Raw genomic sequence first — 16,395 nt, forward strand, 5'->3', positions numbered from 1 at the left:
CTAGGATTCAGAGACATATACGAACTCGCCGCTTAATTGCAGTGGCCACTTTAGCGGGAACACTCCAAGGCGATGTTGGTCAACAGGACCGGTCGGCGGGCCGCCACCCTCAGGTCGATGAGCGGGGACGGGTGACGCAGCACCCACCAGCCCCACACTGGAAACGCGACGGCCGCCAGCGCGAACAGCCCGAGGGTCAACGCCGAGAGCCAGCCCCAGTCCGCGCCTTTCGACACCGCCAGCAGGAGCGAGATCAGACCCACCGCGAGTCCCACGGCTCCGATCGGGTCCAGGGTCCCGTCGGGTTTGGCGGCCGGGAGCGACCGGATGCGCAGGGCCATCATGGCGATGATCCCCACGCCGAGCACCGCCGTACCCCAGAACATCCACTGCCAGGAGCCGTATTGGGCCAGCGCCGCGGCTGCCGGGAGCCCGAGCGCACCACCGACCCCCAACGAGGAGCTCATGAGGGCGATCGCCGGGCCGAGTCGCACGGCGGGCAGCACCTCGCGCATCGTCGCGATGCCGATCGGGATCACGCCGATCCCCACGCCCTGGAGCGCCCGCCCGATGAGCATCGGCCACAGCGAGGTGGACAGGGCGCACAGGACGGAGCCGACGACCATCACCGCGGTGACGCCGATCAGGACGTTCTTCTTGGGATAGAGGTCGCCGAGGCGGCCCATCACGGGGCCGGCCACCGCTCCGGCGAGCAGGGTCACCGTGACGACCCACGCGGCGTTGGTCGCCGAGGTGCCGAGGATGGCGGGCAGCATCCCCAGCAGCGGGATCACCAGGGTCTGGGTGAGGGACATGACGATCCCGCCGAAGGCCAGGACGACGATCAGTCCGTTCTGCTCCGCCCGAACAGCGTCCCCGCCCCGCGTCCTGCCGCCCATTGATGTGTCCTCTCGGAAACCCTTTAGTCGGACACTACAGACAGGTGTCGAACGCGTTCGCTGTCGACCCCGGACCCTTGTGATCCACCTCACCCGGTGCCAGCATGGGGGTGGTGAACACCACCGGCACGACCCGGCGGGCCATCCGCCGACCCACCGCCACCGTGACCGCGACCCTCGCCGCCACGGCAGTCGCACTGGCCGCCGCCCTCGCGGCCCCGGCCACCGCGAACGCACAGGACTCCTCCGAGGCCCTCGTCCAACTCCTGCCCGCCCCGAACCGTCTGGTCGCCTGGGGCGGATCTCCCACCGGTGCGTGCGCCGGTGCCGTGTCCACCTCACTGCGAGGTGACGGCTATCCCGGGTCGGCCAGTGTGAGCTGGGCCTTCGCGGTCGTCGGCGTGGGTCCGTGCGCACTGACCGCCACGCTCTCCTGGCGCAACCTGGACACCGGCACGAGCGGGCAGAAGGTCGCGCAGATCCCCCACCCGCGGATCTCCCTCGGGATCCCGGACCCCATCGCGCACCCCTACGACGCGATCATCCCCACCGGATCCGGCCGGGTCGAATACCGGCTCACCACCACCGGGGGTGCCGTGGCGGGACCGGTCGTCGTCGACACCGTCGCCTACACCGGCTGACCCCGCACCGGGTCCCGTCAGCCCAGGAGGCCCTCGTACGCGTGCCGCCAGTCCTCGACCGGCGGGACCAGGATGTTCTCCCCGAGCACCTGCACGAGCACCGTCGAGGCGCCCGCGTCCAGGTGTTCCTGTACCCGCGCCCGGGTGGCCTCGACCCCCCGGGTCACCATGGCCGACTGGAGGCGGTCGCTGCCGCCTCGGACGTAGTCGGACTCGTCGAAACCCTGGCGGGTCCAGGAGTTCCGGTAGTTGGGCAGCCCGGTGTAGATGTTCAGGTGGTCCCGGGCCCGCGACCGCCACAGCTCGTCGTCGTCCTCCACGCCGGCGGCGACCACCGCGGCGTGTTCCACGACCAGGGCCGGTCCGTCCTCCCCGGTTCCGCCGAGGATCTCGCGCGCCCGCGCCGTGTGCTCGGGGAGGGTCAGATAAGGGTGCGCGCCGGCGGTCCGGTCCCGGGACAACTCGAGCATCTTGGGTCCGAGCGCGGCCAGGACCACGGGCGGCATGGTGTCCTCCCCCGCCGCCATGGGCTGGGTCCGGTCGAGCGCGTCGAGGTACTCGCGCATCGCCGACAGCGGGCGTCCGTAGTTGTGCCCGCGGTGCCGTTCGACCAGCGGGGCGTGGGACACGCCCAGGCCCAGGACGAAACGGCCGGGGTGCATGGCCTCGATGGTGCGCGCGGCCGCCCCCGCCGCCGAGGCGTCCCGACCGTAGATGTTGGCGATGCCCGTACCGATGGCCATACGGCGGGTGGCCCCGAGGTAGAGCTGCGCGGCGGTGAACGCCTCGCGCCCCACGGCCTCGCCGAACCACAGCGACCCCCAGCCCTGCTCCTCGAGCTCGCCGAGCAGATCCGGGATCCCGGCCGGCGGCACGCCCTCCAGGGAGCCCGTCCACAGGCCGACCCTGCCCAGTTGGCCGCGGCCCGCCTGGTTGTCGCTGGCCCGGTTGACGCTGGCCCGGTTGTCGCCGGCCCGGGTGCCGCCCGCCTGGGTGTCGCCGGCCCGGTCGGATGCGTGGTCGAGGGAAGCACTCATGCACCCGAGTGTGCCCGACCGCGCGAAGGTTCTGCGGGGATCGCCCGGCGGGAGAGGTTTCACGGGAAACCCCGTCCCACGCCCCGGGGCGCGACAGACTGAACCGGAACATGTTCCAGCGGCGGCCTGGGGCACCGAGGAGACGAGACACCGATGTACGAGTGGTCCGAGACCGATCTGATGATCCGGGAGGCCGTGCGGGCCTTTATCGCCAAGGAGATCCGCCCCAATCTGGACGCCCTGGAGAGCGGGGAGATGCCGCCCTACCCGATCATCCGTAGGTTGTTCGCGGAGTTCGGGATCGACACCATGGCCGCCGACGGCGTGGAGAAGATGCTCGCCAGGCAGCGGGCGCGGGAGTCGGGAGCTTCGGAGACCTCGGCCGGGTCGGGCGGGTCGGGCGGGTCGGGCGGGTCGGGCGGAGCGTTCGAGGGCCAGGACTCGTTGATGGCGGTGGTGATCAGCGAGCTCGCGGGGGCCTGCATGGGCCTGGTGTCGGCGCTCGGGGTGAGCATCGGGCTGGGCGCCACGACCATCATGTCGCGCGGGACGTTGGCCCAGAAGGAACGCTGGCTGCCGGGCATCGTGACCATGGAGAAGGTCGCGTCGTGGGCGATCACGGAGCCGGACTCGGGGTCCGACGCGTTCGGCGGGATGCGGACCTACGTGCGGAGGGACGGCGACGACTACATCCTCAACGGCCGCAAGACGTTCATCACCAACGGCCCGCACGCCGACGTGATGATCGTCTACGCCAAGCTCGAGGAGGGCGCGGCGGCGGGTGCCGACGACCGCGACGCCGCGGCGGCCAAGCGCGACCGCAGGGTCCTGACCTTCGTCCTGGACACGGGGATGGACGGCCTCACGCAGAGCGCGCCGTTCAAGAAGATGGGTCTGCACAGCTCCCCCACCGGCGAGTTGTTCTTCGACGACGTCCGGCTCGGCCGCGACCGCCTCCTGGGGGAGACCGAGGAACACCGTGGTGGCGACGGTCGCGAGTCCGCCAAGTCCAGCTTCACCGCCGAACGCACCGGGGTGGCGATCATGGCGCTGGGCATCATCCAGGAGTGCCACCGACTGTGCGTGGACTACTCGCGCGAGCGCACCCTCTGGGGCCAGGAGATCGGGCGGTTCCAGCTGATCCAACTCAAGCTGGCCCGGATGGAGGTGGCGCGGATCAACGTGCAGAACATGGTGTTCCACTCCATCGAACGGGCCCGCGCCGGAAAGCCCCTGACCCTGGCCGAGGCGTCGGCGATGAAGCTCTACTCCTCCGAGGCGGCCACCGAGGTCGCGATGGAGGCGGTGCAGCTCTTCGGCGGCAACGGCTACATGGCGGAGTACCGGGTCGAACAACTCGCCAGGGATGCCAAGTCGCTCATGATCTACGCCGGTAGCAACGAGATCCAGGTGACCCACATCGCCAAGGGGTTGCTGGGTCGCTGACGCACGGGAGGTCGACGCCCGCTGACCCGCTCGGGGCCTCCGGACGCCGTCCGGCCCCGGTGGCGGAAGCGTCGGCTTTACGTACGTTGGAGATATGAGCACCACGAGCGATATCACACGACGCGCCGAGGAGATGACGAACGACAGCGGCGGGTTCCCGCCCCAGGAGCAGCGGCCCCCCGGGCTCAGCTCCGAGATGACCCCGGTGCCCGATCACGGGGAACAGACCTACCGCGGATCAGGCAAGCTTCAGGGGATGAAGGCCCTGATCACCGGTGGCGACTCCGGCATCGGGCGGGCCGCGGCCATCGCCTACGCCCGCGAGGGGGCCGATTTGGCGATCTCCTACCTACCGGAGGAAGAGTCCGACGCCCAGGACACCCGGGGCTGGATCGAGGACGCGGGCCGGCGGGCGGTACTCCTCCCCTGCGACCTGCGCGACGAGACCCAGTGTCGTCAGATGGTCCGGGATGCCGCCCAGCAGCTCGGGGGCTTGGACATCCTCGTCAACAACGCCGGTTACCAACACGCTCGCGGCGAGGGTCTGGAGACCATAGACAGCGAGAACATGGACCCGGTGTTCAAGACCAATCTCTACGCCACGATCTGGGCGAGCCAGGAGGCACTGGACCACCTCGGACCCGGGTCGTCGATCATCACCACCACGTCGATCCAGGCCTACCAACCGGCCCCGCCGCTGCTCGATTACGCGGCCACCAAGTCGGCCCTGAACAACTTCACCGTCAACCTCGCCTCCGAGCTCGGGCCCCGGGGCATCCGAGTGAACGCGGTCGCCCCCGGCCCCATCTGGACGCCGCTGCAGCCGGCCACGCAGCCCGGCGAGAAGCTGGAGGAGTTCGGTTCGGACACCCCGCTCGGTCGCGCGGGTCAGCCCGCGGAATGTGCGGGAGCGTTCGTCTTCCTCGCCTCGCCCGCCGACGCCGGTTACGTCTCGGGCACCGTGCTCGGGGTGACCGGCGGCAAGCCGGTCTTCTAGAGATGGCCGGCTCGACCCGCAGCACCCCCCTCGAGGACTACGCACTGCTGTCCGACCTGCGTACCGGAGCACTGGTGTCGCGGGGCGGGAGCATCGACTGGCTCTGCCTGCCCAGGTTCGACTCCCCCGCCGTGTTCTCGGCCCTGCTCGGCGGGCCCGAGGACGGCCGGTGGTGCCTTTCCGTGGTCGACGGCGAGGTGACCGATCGCCGGTACATCCCGGAGACCTTCGTGCTGGAGACGACCTGGCGGTCGCCGACCGGCACCGCCCGGGTGACCGACTGCCTCCTGCGCAGCGACTCCCAGGGGGACCTGATCCGCCGGGTCGAATGCCTCGACGGCGAGGTGACCGTCCAGCACGACCTCCGCCTCAGGTTCGACTACGCCCGGGCCACACCGTGGACCCGGGAGATCGCCAGGAACGGTCAGGACCGCGCGCTGCTGGCCCTGGCCGGGCCCGACGGCATCCTGGTCACCGGGCCGATGTTGCACTGGCCGGACGAGGACGACGACGACTCGTCGCCCAGCGACGACACCCATGCCCGCGCCGCCGTGCGCGACGAGGGCCGGTCACACGAAGGTGGGCGCGCCCGGCGACTCGAGGGGTCGTTCGATGTCCGCGCCGGAGAGCGGCTGGACTGGGACCTGACCTGGTTCCCGTCCCACGAGGAGGTCCCCGACCCGCCCGACGCCGACGAGACGATCGCCGCGACCATCAGCGCCTGGACCGAGTGGTCGTCCCAGCTGGAGGTCGACTGCGATCCCCAGCCCGAGGTGACCCGGTCGCTACTGGTCCTACGGGCGCTGACCAATCTGGACACGGGCGCCATCGTGGCCGCGCCGACCACCTCGCTGCCCGAGTACTTCGGCGGCGAGAGGAACTGGGACTACCGCTACACCTGGCTCCGCGACGCGGCCTTCACCATCGAGGTCGTGGTGGCGCACGGTCTCACCGAGGGTGCCGCGCTCTGGCGCGACTGGCTCCTTCGTGCGGTCGCCGGTGACGTGGACGACGTCAAGATCATGTACGGCCTGGGCGGGGAACGCCAGCTGATCGAGATGGAACTGGACCACCTCGACGGCTACGAGGACTCCCGGCCGGTGCGGATCGGCAACGGGGCGGCAGACCAGTACCAGGCCGACGTCGTGGGAGAGGTCATGATCGCCCTGCACGACCTGCGCGAGGCCGGTGTCCACGAGGACGAGTACACCTGGGGCCTGCAGAAGGGTCTCCTGCGCTACGCGGAGAAGCACTTCGACCGCGAGGACCACGGGATCTGGGAGATGCGCGGGTCCACCCACCACTTCACCCACGGGCGGGCCATGATGTGGGCCGCGTTCGACCGGGGCGTCCGCGCGGTCGAGGAGCACGGGCTCGACGGGCCCGTCGAACGGTGGCGCGAGCTCCGGTCCCGCCTGGCCGAGGAGATCGACGAGCACGGATTCGACGCCGAGCTGGGTAGCTTCACCCAGACCTACGACAACTCCGAGGTGGACGCCTCCCTCCTGCAGTTGCCCCACACCGGATTCCTGGACTATGACGATCCCCGGATGCTCGGCACGGTGGCGTGTATCGAACGTGACCTCGTCACCGAGGAGGGTTTCGTCCACAGGTACCGGGTGGACAGCGGGATCGACGGCCTGGAGGGTGGCGAGTACCCCTTCGTCCTCTGCACCTTCTGGCTGGTCGAGCAGTACGCCGGGAGCGGCCGCATCGACGACGCCCGGAGCCTCATGGAGACCATGGTGTCCCGGGGCAGCGACCTGGGTCTGTTCTCCGAGGAGTTCGACCCCGCATCCGGCCGCCTGGCGGGGAACTTCCCCCAGGCGTTCAGTCACATCGGGTTGATCCGGGCGGCCGACGCCCTGCAGGCAGCCCGGAAGCGACGACAGGAAGGCGAGCGATGACCACCTACGGATTCCACGCCTCACACGAACAGATCTCCCCGGGCCGGTTGCTGCGGGACGTGCAGCAGGCCGAACGCGCGGGCTTCCGGATCGCGATGTGCTCCGACCACTTCTCACCCTGGTCCACGCGCCAGGGCCACTCGGGCTTCGCCTGGTCGTGGTTGGGCGCCGCGCTGGCCACCACCGACATGACATTCGGCACCGTGTGCGCGCCCGGCCAGCGGTACCATCCCGCCGTCGTCGCACAGTCGTCGGCGACGCTGGCAGAGATGTTCCCCGATCGTTTCTGGGTGGCCTTCGGCAGCGGCCAGAACATGAACGAACACATCACCGGTGACAAGTGGCCCGACAAGACCACCCGGCAGGCCCGCCTGGAGGAGAGCGTCGACATCATCCGTCGCCTCCACCGCGGCGAGGAGGTCACCCACCACGGACTCGTCGACGTCGAGAGTGCGCGGGTCTACTCGCTCCCGGAGACACCACCCCGGATCATGGGCCCGGCGCTCACCCCGGGCACCGCCGCGCGGGCGGCGGACTGGGCGGACGGGCTGATCACCATCAACGACGAGCCGGAGTCGGTGGAGAAGATCCTGGAGGCCTACCGGACGGCGGGCGGCCGGGGGACGCTCGCCCTGCAGGTCCACGTGGCGATCGAGGACACCATGAGCCGCGCACGCGAGGTCGCCCGGGATCAGTGGCAGAACCACGCCGTGGACCCGCCGGTCGCCTACGACCTGCCCACCCCCGAGGAGTTCGACCTGGTCGCCCGGTACATCCCGGACGAGAAGATCGAGGAGTCCGTGATCGTCACCGACTCGACCGACCACCTCGTCGCCCGATTGCGCGAGTTCGAGGAACTGGGATTCGAGGAGATCTACCTGCACCACGTGTCCCAGGACCAGAGCGGGTTCCTGGAGCTGGCGGAGAACGAGCTGCTCCCCGCGCTCGAGCGCCGCTGATCCGACTGCCACCGATCCGGCGGTCGCCGGTCGGCGATCTCGCGCGGTTGCCGCTCCGCGAGGAGGACGTACCGTCGGACCCATGGCCACCGAGATGTTGCACACGTACATGCAGGACCACCACGCCGGTGCCGCCGCCGGGGTGGATCTCTTCCGACGTGTCGCCTCCGACCAGGAGGACCCCGAGATCCGGGCCGTCGTCTCACGGATCGGCGACGAGACAGAGGACGACCTGCACAGCCTCGAGGAGCTCATGACGCTGGCGGGGACGTCGCCGTCGGCACTCAAGGACCTCCCGGCCCAGGCCGCCGAGAAGCTGGGGCAGCTCAAGCCGAACCAACGGTTCGCCGAGAGGTCCCCGCTCAGTGATCTCCTGGAGTTGGAGGCGCTGACCATCGCGGTACGGGGCAAGGAACTCGGATTCAGGGCCCTGCTCGACATCCGGGATCCGCGGCTGCCCCGGCCCACCCTGGAGGCACTGGTGGAGCGCGCGGTCGAGCACGGTAGGCAACTCGAGGCGCTCCGCCTGCGGTGCACGGACGCGCTGCACGAGACCTGAGCCCGGCGAGGACAGGACGAGAGCCGGCCCCGCATCGCGGGTGCCGGCTCTCGTCCTTGACCGGAACCGCCCGAGGGGCGCTCCGTGAGATCGCGGTGAGCTCGCGCTGTCAGGCGCATCGGCTCAGAACAGCTCGGCGGAGCCGATGATGCCGGAGCCGGTGGTGATGGTCGTCGAACCGACCTGGAGGAGTCCGAGGCCCTGGTCAATGCTGCCCACGTGAACGTCCTCTCCTCGATGTCGCCGGTACCCACGCCGTAAAGCCGGGGGAGGAGTCCACCGGTCCGAACGACGGGCTCGGATCGGCAGTCCGCCGGCCACGGCCCCGGTGTTAACAGACCGGGGCGGTACGAAACACGGTGGATACGCAGGGCTCCCCTGGCGGTAACGCGTACACAGAATCGTATACAGCATCGTATCCCCGCAGTTCAGACAGGAAAACCGATGCTCACGCCACCGCCGCCGCCCCGGTCCAACCCGACCTGGATCCACCGTCGCCCCGACGCCCTGGTCACGACGTCCGTCGCGGACTCGCTCGAGCGCTCCCGCCGTGGCGAGCGGCTTCCGCTGGCGGGCCTGACCTTCGCCGTCAAGGACAACATCGACGTGGCCGGGGTTCCGACGACGGCGGGCTGTCCCTCCTTCGCGACCGTGCCGACCCGCAACGCGACCGTCGTCCAGCGCCTGCTGGACGCCGGCGCCACGTTCGTCGGCAAGACGAACATGGACCAGTTCGCGACCGGACTGGTGGGGACGCGGAGCCCGTACGGGGCGGTCCACGCCTCGGGGATGCCCGAGCACGTCGCGGGCGGTTCCAGTTCGGGCTCCGCGGTGGTGGTGGCCGACGGCGAGGTCGACCTCGCGCTCGGCACCGACACGGCCGGGTCGGGCCGCGTCCCGGCGGCGTTCAACGGGGTCGTCGGTCTCAAACCCAGCCCGGGCCTGGTACCCACGACCGGCGTCGTCCCCGCGTGTGCGGACTTCGACTGCGTGAGCGTGTTCGCCCGCACCGTCTCCGCCGCGACGCTGGTCCTCGCCGTGATCGCCGGGCCGGACGGGGTGGACCCGCGATGCCGGACCCGACGTGAGGACATCCCACTGGGCGCGCCCGCGCGGCCGGTGCTGGGTGTGCCCGACGAGCAGCACCTCAGAGCACTCTCCCCCGCGTACCGCGAGGCGTTCGCCCACACGATCGATCGACTCGAGGCGTCCGGGGTCGAGACCACCGTCGTCGACATCGCCCCCCTCCTCGACGTCGCCCGGTTGCTCTACGACAGCGCCCTGGTGGCCGAACGATACTCGGCCGTCGGCGACGCGGTGTCCCGCCGGTCACCGGACATCGACCCCACCGTCGCGGAGATCATCCTCGGCGGGCGGGACGCGGGGGCCGTGGAGTTCGTCGGGGATCTGGAATGCCTCGCCCACGCCGGATCACATGCCACCCGGATGCTCGCGGGAATCGACGGGCTGTTGCTGCCGACCACCACCGAGCACCCGACCCTCGCCGAGGTCGCCGCGGAACCCCTGGAGGTCAACCGCCGACTCGGGACGTTCACCAACTTCTGCAACCTCCTCGGTATGTGCGGCGTGGCGGTCCCCGGGGCCTCGACGACCGGCAGGTTCGGTGTGATGGTCCTGGCGGAACAGGACCACGACCAGGTAATCGCCGACCTCGCGGCCCGGATCCACGCCACGACCTCCGACGAGGCGGGCGGGGCCCTCGATGAGTCAGGGCCCCGGGACCCCGAGGCCTCCGCGCGCTCCGGGGCGGCCGGTGTTCCCGAGATCTGGCCTGACGACGACTGCCGGCTCGCGGTCTTCGGCGCGCATCTGCGGGGACAGCCCCTCCACCACCAGCTCGAGACCCTGGGTGCCCGGTGGACGGCCGACATCCGCACCTCCCCCGACTACCGACTGTTCAGTCTGCGGACCGAGCCTCCCAAGCCCGGGCTGGTGCCGGCCCGGCCCGGCGAGGGTGGAGGCTCGATCCACGGGGAGCTGTACCGACTTCCCCACTCCGCCCTGGGACGACTGCTCGCCACGCTCCCGGCGCCCATGAGCCTGACCAGCGTGACGCTCGAGAACGGCGACACCGTCGTCGGGTTCGGGTGCACCGCCGACGCGCTGCCCGGCGCCGAGAACATCACCGACTGGGCCGATTGGCGCAGCTACCGCCGCGGGACCACGTCCGTGGTGACACCTGCCGCCGCCCACTCCCCCTCCACCGATCCCCGAGAGGACAGCGTCCGATGCTGACCCCGTTCCGACGCCTCGTCATGGCACTCGTCGCACTGCTCACCCTGTCCGCGACGGCGTGCTCCACCATCGATTCCACCTTCACCACCCTCGGCTCCGGGAGCGACCTTGAGCGGGTGACCATCGGGACTCTCCGGGGGCAGCCCCACCTGTTCGCGCCGTACTACTACCAACAGTTCGCGCCCGACGTGACAATCGAGGTGGCCACATTCGACTCCTCGCCGGACATCAAGAACGCCCTCGTCAGCGGTCAGATCGACTTCGGCGTGGTCGGCATCCCGGCTTTGCTCGCCGGCGCCGCCGCGGGTGAGGACGTCCGACTGCTCGCCGTGGCCGCCGACGGCGGGTCCGGCCTGGTCGGCACCCCCGACATCCGTGAGGTCGAGGACCTGCGCGGTCGTACGGTCGGTTATCCGCGCGGTTCGTCCCAGGAGATCCTGCTCCGGCTGACGCTCGCCGCGCACGGCCTCGACGCGGACCGGGACGTCACCCTCGTCAACCTGCCCTTCTCCGACATGGCGACCTCCTTCGGTGGCGGACGAATCGACGCCTTCCTCTCCGCGGAGCTGGGCCCGTCGACCGCGCGGGAGAAGTCGGGGGCGGTGGAGATCGCCTCGCCGTACGAGACACCGGTGGGCAAGGTCAACATCGGCCTCGGGGCGACCCAACGGACCATCGACGCCGACCCGGACATGGTCGAGATGATCGCCGGGGTCCACCGTCGGGCCGTGGAGTACATGGGCGCCAATCGCGGGGACTGGCAGCACCGGGTGGCCGAGCAGTTCTCGCTCGACCCGGACGTCACCGCCCTCGCGGTGGCCAACACGTGGCCCCGCTGGGAGATCGACGACGAGTTCCGCGCCCAGCTCGCGGCCCTGGCCGACCAGATGGTCCGCGTCGGACACATCCCCACCGCCCCCGCCATCGAGACCTTCGTCCACACGAGCTGACGCCCTGCCCGCTCAGCGCACCAGTCCTTTCCAGAAAGAGTCCCGGACATGACCACTCTCTCCCCCGCGGCGATCGACCGACGGACCACCTCGACGCCCCACGTCGTCCCCGCCACCGCGACACGACGTCGCCACGGCGGCCTCCGCCGGCTGCTGCTGGCCCTGCCCATACCGTTGGCGATCCTCGCCCTGTGGTGGATCGCCGTGCGACAGCAATGGGAGCTCCCGTTCGGTATCGACATGCGGTTCCTCAGCGATCCCGTCACCGTGGCGCAGACCTGGGCGGGGCTGGCCTTCGGCACCGCCTCGGACTCCCTGTCCGGTTCGCTGTGGCGCCACACCGCGGCGAGCGCCCTGCGGGTGCTCAACGGGTTCCTGCTCGCGGCGGTGCTGGCCATCCCGCTCGGCATCCTCATGGGTCGCCTCCGGGTGGTCCGGGAGCTGCTCGACTCGACCATCGGGATCCTCCGCCCCATCCCCGTCACCGCCTGGGCCCCCCTGAGCCTGCTGCTGATCGGGTACGGCGACCGCTCGACGATCTTCCTGGTCTTTCTCGCCGCCTTCTTCCCGATCCTCATCAACACCATCGCCGGGGCCCACGCGGTGCCACCGCGGCTGCTCGAGGCCGCCCGGATGCTGGGGGTCGACCGGGTCCGCATCCTGGTCGACGTGGTCCTGCCGTCCGCGATGCCGTCGATCACCGCGGGCCTGCGGGTCGCCCTGGGCCTGTCCTGGGTCGTCCTGGTGGTCGGCGAGACCGTGGGCATCACCACTGGCCTCGGCGCCCTGATCACCCAGGCCAGGGACATGAGCCGCACCGACGTGATCATCGCCGGGATGCTCACGATCGGCGTCGCCGGGATGCTCTCCGACGCGGCCCTGCGCCGGGTCCTGTCGCTGATCACACGTGGTCGACCCGGGCTCACCTGACCGGTCCCGCCCCGGACCCACCTGTCGGCCCCGCCCCGGCAGCACCACTCACGCACCACCATCCACCCGAAGGGACACCACCATGACCACAGGATTCGCCCCCCGCCCCACCGGCCTGTCGACCCCCTCGCCCGCCACGGGCGCCCCCACCCGCGGCGCCGCGATCTCCGTCCGCGGGGTGGAGATGCGGTTCCCCGGCAAGGACTCCGACGTCCTCGCGCTCTCCGGGCTCGACCTGCGCATCGAACAAGGTCAGTTCGTGAGCATCGTCGGCGCCAGTGGCTGCGGCAAATCCACGCTCCTCCGCCTGCTCGCGGGTTTCGAGACCGCGACGGACGGCGTGATCGAGCTCGACGGCGTCCCCGTCCGCGGGCCCGGACCCGACCGCGGCGTCGTGTTCCAGGACTACGGGCTCTTCCCCTGGCGGACCTCCCTCGAGAACGTGGCCTACGGCCCCCGGCGGAACGGCATGTCGAGGAGGCAGGCCTCGGCGGTGGCGCAGGAGGCGCTCGCCCTGGTGGGGCTGGACACCGCCCGCGATCGGTTTCCCGGTCAGCTCTCCGGCGGGATGCAACAGCGGGTCGCGATCGCCCGCGCCCTCGCCAACCGGCCGAGCGTTCTCCTGATGGACGAACCGTTCGGGGCTCTGGACGCGATGACGCGCAGTTCACTGCAGACCGAGCTCACCCACATCCACGAGAGCACGGGGACCACCACGGTGTTCATCACCCACAGCGTCGAGGAGGCCGTCAATCTCTCCGACCGCGTCGTGGTGATGGCCGGCGGCGCGGGTTCGGGGTTGTGCGGCCACGTGATCGCCGACATCCCGATCGACCTGCCCCGTCCGAGGGACGTGACCGCGGCCGCGTTCAACGAGTACGAACGCGCCATCTCCGACCTCATCCACGGGGACGGGTCATGACGACCCCGGGCGGCAGCGCCCCGTCGCAGTCCGTCCGGGCGTTGGAGGGTCTGCGCGAACTGGTGCTCGCCGGACACTTCCAGCCCGGCGAGAGGCTGGTGGAGGGCCGGCTGTGCGACCAGGTGGAGGTCTCGCGGACGCCACTGCGGGAGGCACTGATCCGCCTCGACGCCGACGGTCTCCTGGAACGACGCGAGGACGGCTACTACGTCGCCCGGTACGACCTCGCCGCGCTGCGCGACCTCTACGAACTGCGGGTGGTCCTGGAACTGCACGGGCTGCGCCGGATCGCGCAGAACCCCGGGTTGCGGCTCGACCTCGAGCTACTGGCCGAGCAGCGTGCGTTCTGGGACCGGCTGCTCTCGACGCCCCCCGAGCCCGGACCCGAGTTGGTGCGGGCCGACGAGACGTTCCACGTGAAACTCTCCGCAGCCTCCGGCAACGCGGCCGTCACCGATCAACTCCGGGCGGTGAACGCCCGCATTCGACCTTTACGGATGTATGACTACTCCACCGCCGAGCGGGTCCACGCGACGACCGTCGAGCACCTGGCCGTCCTCGACTGTGTGCTCGACGGGGACGTCGAGGGCGCCGTGGTGCTCCTCCGGCAGCACGTCGGCGACTCCCTGGCCGAGGTGGAGGACAAGGCCCGCCGGTCGCTCACCAACCACGCTCTGCACGCCGTGGGCTAGCCAAGGCTCGCGGCGTAGCGTCGGGGAGATGAGGTTCTCACAGGTCGACGTCTTCTCCCGCGTCGCGTTCCGGGGCAACCCCCTCGCCGTGGTCCACGATGCCGACGGGTTGTCCGAGGCAGAGATGGCGGAGATCGCCCGGTGGACCAACCTCTCCGAGACGGTGTTCCTCCTCACGCCGACCAGCGGGGCGGCCGACTACCGGGTCCGCATCTTCACCCCGGCCGGGGAACTGCCGTTCGCGGGTCACCCCACCCTCGGCTCGTGCGCCGCGTGGCACGCGGCGGGAGGCCGGCCCCGGGTGACGGGCCGGATCATCCAGGAGTGTGCGATAGGGCTGGTCACCGTCCGCGACGAGGGCGACGGAGACTGGTCGTTCGCCGCGCCGGAGCTGATCCGGTCGGGCCCCCTGGAGGAGTCGGAGGTGGCGCGACTGGCCGCTGGATTGGGGCTGGAGGACGACGACGTGGTGGACCACGCCTGGATGGACAACGGCCCCGGCTCCTGCGCTCTGCTCCTGCGCGACGCCGACGCCGTCCTCGCCGCCAGACCCGACATGCAGGCGCTGGCCGGAGACCGGGTCGGCCTCGTGGACCCCCACCCGGTGCGCGAGCGGCCCGGCACCGGGGACGAGGTGCCGCGCGAGGTCGAGGTGAGGTTCTTCCCCGTCTCGGCCGGGATCGCCGAGGATCCCGTGACCGGCAGCTTCCAGGCCGGGCTGGCCGTCTGGCTCACCGGCAACGGGACGCTGCCCCCGCGCTACACCGCCCGGCAGGGCACGGCGCTCGGCCGCGAGGGGCGTGTGCGCATCACCGCCGGGTGCGAGGACGCCCCCGGCACCGGTATCTGGGTCACCGGCCACGTCGCCCACCTCGTCGAGGGCCGGATCCACGCCGGCCGACCAGCGGCAGGGTGACCGGTCAGCGCATCTCTCCCGCGCCCACGTACGGGTTGAGGCTGGTGGTGGGCCTGCCCTCGGCGAATCGGGAGAAGCGGCAGTCCGCCGGGTCGACACCCGACATCGTCGTCGTCCCGTCGAGCAGCAACTCCGCGACCAGCCGACCGACCGCGGGCGCCATCTTGAACCCGTGCCCGGAGAAGCCGACCGCCAGGAACAGCCCGTCTACCGGCGAGGGGCCGATCACCGGGTTGTAGTCGGGCGTGGTGTCGTACGCCCCGACGTAGCTGCCGGTGATCGTGGGGTCCGGCATGTCGGGCAGGCGGTGCATGAGCCGCTCCACGACCTTCTCGACGGTCGAGGTGTCGGCCCGGTTCGAGTAGCCGTCGGGATCGAGGTACTGCGGCGAGTGGTGGTCGGAGTTGCCGGCGAGGATCTCCCCGTTCGGCTCACGGCACAGGTACTGCAGGCCCACCAGGTCCGACAGGGTGGGCACGTGCTGCACCGGTTCACCCTGATCGACCAGCACCAACTGCGCACGCTGGGCCCGGACAGGGATGTCCAGGCCGACGGTTGCCCCGAGCTGCGGCGCCCACACGCCGGTCGCCAGGATCACCTGCTCGGCGTGGACGGTAGTGCCGTCGGCGAACTCCGCTCCGACCACCCGGTCACCGCGCCCCCGCACCAGCGCCGTGACGCGGACGCTCTGGCGCACGCGGACCCCACGCCGGCGGGCGGCGGCGCCGAAGGCCATCCCGGTCATGTACGCCTCGCCCCGACCACCGCGCGGCTCCCACGCCGCCGCCGCCACGTCGTCGACGTTCAGCCCGGGCCACAGCTCCGCCATCCGGTCCGGGGCGATGATCTCGGTTTCGATTCCCAGGCTCTGCTGCATGGCCACGTTCGCCCGGAGCGGGATCACGTTCTCCTCGCCCACGATCACGGCGTAGCCGCACTGACGGAAGGCCATGTCGTCGCCCAACAGCTCGGTCGCGTTCTCGAACACCGGGATGCTGTGCCAGCTCAGGGCCGCCATGGTGGGCGAACCGTAGTGGCAGCGGACGATGCCGCTGGACTTGCCGGTCATCCCGGAACACAGGGTGTCCTTCTCCACCACGAGCACGTCGGTCTCGCCGCGCTCGGTCAGGTTCCAGGCGATCGACAGCCCCTCGAGGCCACCGCCGATGACGAGGAACTTCACGGTGTCGGCCCGTTGAGGCGTGTCGGCCCGTTGAGCGGTGTCGGTCGGGTGCGCTGTGTCGGTCGGGTGCGCTGTGCCGGTCATGGGGATCACTCTCTCGT

15 protein-coding genes are annotated in these 16,395 nt (G+C 70.7%); 12 read left to right on the forward strand and 3 right to left on the reverse strand.

The features are described from left to right. Positions 1-50: 50 nt before the first annotated feature. Positions 51-899 (reverse strand): MFS transporter, encoded by an 849-nt coding sequence (locus ABD250_RS16770; RefSeq protein WP_241730684.1) that lies wholly within the window; start codon positions 897-899, stop codon positions 51-53. 104 nt (positions 900-1,003) lie between these two features. Between ABD250_RS16770 and ABD250_RS16775 the strand changes: the two genes are divergently transcribed. Then, positions 1,004-1,540, forward strand: coding sequence for a hypothetical protein (locus tag ABD250_RS16775; protein ID WP_194306370.1), 537 nt, complete (start codon positions 1,004-1,006; stop codon positions 1,538-1,540). 17 nt (positions 1,541-1,557) lie between these two features. Here the strand turns inward: ABD250_RS16775 and ABD250_RS16780 are convergent, their stop codons facing one another. Continuing rightward, positions 1,558-2,577 (reverse strand): TIGR03620 family F420-dependent LLM class oxidoreductase, encoded by a 1,020-nt coding sequence (locus ABD250_RS16780; RefSeq protein ID WP_182658849.1) that lies wholly within the window; start codon positions 2,575-2,577, stop codon positions 1,558-1,560. Positions 2,578-2,730: 153 nt separating this feature from the next. On the opposite strand from ABD250_RS16780, the gene ABD250_RS16785 reads away from it, so the two are divergent. From ABD250_RS16785 to ABD250_RS16835, 11 genes are all read left to right on the forward strand, one after another. Beyond that, complete coding sequence (locus ABD250_RS16785) at positions 2,731-4,023, forward strand: acyl-CoA dehydrogenase family protein (protein WP_182658850.1); 1,293 nt, start codon at positions 2,731-2,733, stop codon at positions 4,021-4,023. A gap of 133 nt (positions 4,024-4,156) precedes the next feature. Beyond that, positions 4,157-5,020 carry an SDR family oxidoreductase gene (locus ABD250_RS16790; RefSeq protein ID WP_241730685.1) on the forward strand — a complete coding sequence of 288 codons (864 nt, stop codon included), beginning with the start codon at positions 4,157-4,159 and terminating at the stop codon, positions 5,018-5,020. Between the two features lie 2 nt (positions 5,021-5,022). Beyond that, entirely contained in the window at positions 5,023-6,927 is a 1,905-nt protein-coding gene (locus tag ABD250_RS16795; protein ID WP_182658852.1) for a glycoside hydrolase family 15 protein, read from the forward strand. Next, positions 6,924-7,886 carry a TIGR03885 family FMN-dependent LLM class oxidoreductase gene (locus ABD250_RS16800; protein ID WP_182658853.1) on the forward strand — a complete coding sequence of 321 codons (963 nt, stop codon included), beginning with the start codon at positions 6,924-6,926 and terminating at the stop codon, positions 7,884-7,886. The genes ABD250_RS16795 and ABD250_RS16800 overlap by 4 nt, the downstream gene beginning before the upstream one ends. 82 nt (positions 7,887-7,968) lie before the next feature. Continuing rightward, positions 7,969-8,445 (forward strand): hypothetical protein, encoded by a 477-nt coding sequence (locus ABD250_RS16805; RefSeq protein ID WP_182658854.1) that lies wholly within the window; start codon positions 7,969-7,971, stop codon positions 8,443-8,445. Positions 8,446-8,889: 444 nt separating this feature from the next. Beyond that, a complete protein-coding gene (atzF, locus tag ABD250_RS16810; RefSeq protein ID WP_182658855.1) occupies positions 8,890-10,701 on the forward strand; it encodes an allophanate hydrolase in 1,812 nt (603 codons plus the stop codon). Beyond that, a complete protein-coding gene (locus ABD250_RS16815; RefSeq protein ID WP_182658856.1) occupies positions 10,695-11,651 on the forward strand; it encodes an ABC transporter substrate-binding protein in 957 nt (318 codons plus the stop codon). The genes atzF and ABD250_RS16815 overlap by 7 nt, the downstream gene beginning before the upstream one ends. Before the next feature lie 48 nt (positions 11,652-11,699). Then, positions 11,700-12,581 carry an ABC transporter permease gene (locus tag ABD250_RS16820; RefSeq protein ID WP_182658857.1) on the forward strand — a complete coding sequence of 294 codons (882 nt, stop codon included), beginning with the start codon at positions 11,700-11,702 and terminating at the stop codon, positions 12,579-12,581. A gap of 82 nt (positions 12,582-12,663) precedes the next feature. Beyond that, a complete protein-coding gene (locus tag ABD250_RS16825) occupies positions 12,664-13,503 on the forward strand; it encodes an ABC transporter ATP-binding protein (protein ID WP_241730686.1) in 840 nt (279 codons plus the stop codon). After that, the gene (locus tag ABD250_RS16830; protein ID WP_182658858.1) at positions 13,500-14,195 is read left to right on the forward strand and encodes a GntR family transcriptional regulator; all 696 of its coding nucleotides are present in this window, start codon (positions 13,500-13,502) and stop codon (positions 14,193-14,195) included. The genes ABD250_RS16825 and ABD250_RS16830 overlap by 4 nt, the downstream gene beginning before the upstream one ends. A gap of 28 nt (positions 14,196-14,223) precedes the next feature. Next, positions 14,224-15,111 (forward strand): PhzF family phenazine biosynthesis protein, encoded by an 888-nt coding sequence (locus tag ABD250_RS16835; protein WP_344393428.1) that lies wholly within the window; start codon positions 14,224-14,226, stop codon positions 15,109-15,111. Between the two features lie 4 nt (positions 15,112-15,115). Here ABD250_RS16835 and ABD250_RS16840 read toward each other — a convergent pair whose 3' ends face one another. Continuing rightward, positions 15,116-16,378, reverse strand: coding sequence for an NAD(P)/FAD-dependent oxidoreductase (locus tag ABD250_RS16840; protein WP_241730582.1), 1,263 nt, complete (start codon positions 16,376-16,378; stop codon positions 15,116-15,118). Positions 16,379-16,395 lie beyond the last annotated feature (17 nt).

The sequence above is a fragment of the Dietzia cercidiphylli genome, from assembly GCF_039531545.1.
GTDB lineage: Bacteria > Actinomycetota > Actinomycetes > Mycobacteriales > Mycobacteriaceae > Dietzia > Dietzia natronolimnaea.

Excerpts from the sequence above, each read along its gene's own strand:
- atzF (WP_182658855.1), top strand. The coding sequence starts at position 8,890 with ATGCTCACGCCACCGCCGCCGCCCCGGTCCAACCCGACCTGGATCCAC.
- ABD250_RS16805 (WP_182658854.1), top strand. The coding sequence starts at position 7,969 with ATGGCCACCGAGATGTTGCACACGTACATGCAGGACCACCACGCCGGT.
- ABD250_RS16840 (WP_241730582.1), bottom strand. The coding sequence starts at position 16,378 with ATGACCGGCACAGCGCACCCGACCGACACAGCGCACCCGACCGACACC.
- ABD250_RS16790 (WP_241730685.1), top strand. The coding sequence starts at position 4,157 with ATGACGAACGACAGCGGCGGGTTCCCGCCCCAGGAGCAGCGGCCCCCC.
- ABD250_RS16835 (WP_344393428.1), top strand. The coding sequence starts at position 14,224 with ATGAGGTTCTCACAGGTCGACGTCTTCTCCCGCGTCGCGTTCCGGGGC.
- ABD250_RS16830 (WP_182658858.1), top strand. The coding sequence starts at position 13,500 with ATGACGACCCCGGGCGGCAGCGCCCCGTCGCAGTCCGTCCGGGCGTTG.
- ABD250_RS16800 (WP_182658853.1), top strand. The coding sequence starts at position 6,924 with ATGACCACCTACGGATTCCACGCCTCACACGAACAGATCTCCCCGGGC.
- ABD250_RS16785 (WP_182658850.1), top strand. The coding sequence starts at position 2,731 with ATGTACGAGTGGTCCGAGACCGATCTGATGATCCGGGAGGCCGTGCGG.
- ABD250_RS16775 (WP_194306370.1), top strand. The coding sequence starts at position 1,004 with ATGGGGGTGGTGAACACCACCGGCACGACCCGGCGGGCCATCCGCCGA.
- ABD250_RS16795 (WP_182658852.1), top strand. The coding sequence starts at position 5,023 with ATGGCCGGCTCGACCCGCAGCACCCCCCTCGAGGACTACGCACTGCTG.
- ABD250_RS16770 (WP_241730684.1), bottom strand. The coding sequence starts at position 899 with ATGGGCGGCAGGACGCGGGGCGGGGACGCTGTTCGGGCGGAGCAGAAC.
- ABD250_RS16825 (WP_241730686.1), top strand. The coding sequence starts at position 12,664 with ATGACCACAGGATTCGCCCCCCGCCCCACCGGCCTGTCGACCCCCTCG.
- ABD250_RS16815 (WP_182658856.1), top strand. The coding sequence starts at position 10,695 with ATGCTGACCCCGTTCCGACGCCTCGTCATGGCACTCGTCGCACTGCTC.
- ABD250_RS16820 (WP_182658857.1), top strand. The coding sequence starts at position 11,700 with ATGACCACTCTCTCCCCCGCGGCGATCGACCGACGGACCACCTCGACG.
- ABD250_RS16780 (WP_182658849.1), bottom strand. The coding sequence starts at position 2,577 with ATGAGTGCTTCCCTCGACCACGCATCCGACCGGGCCGGCGACACCCAG.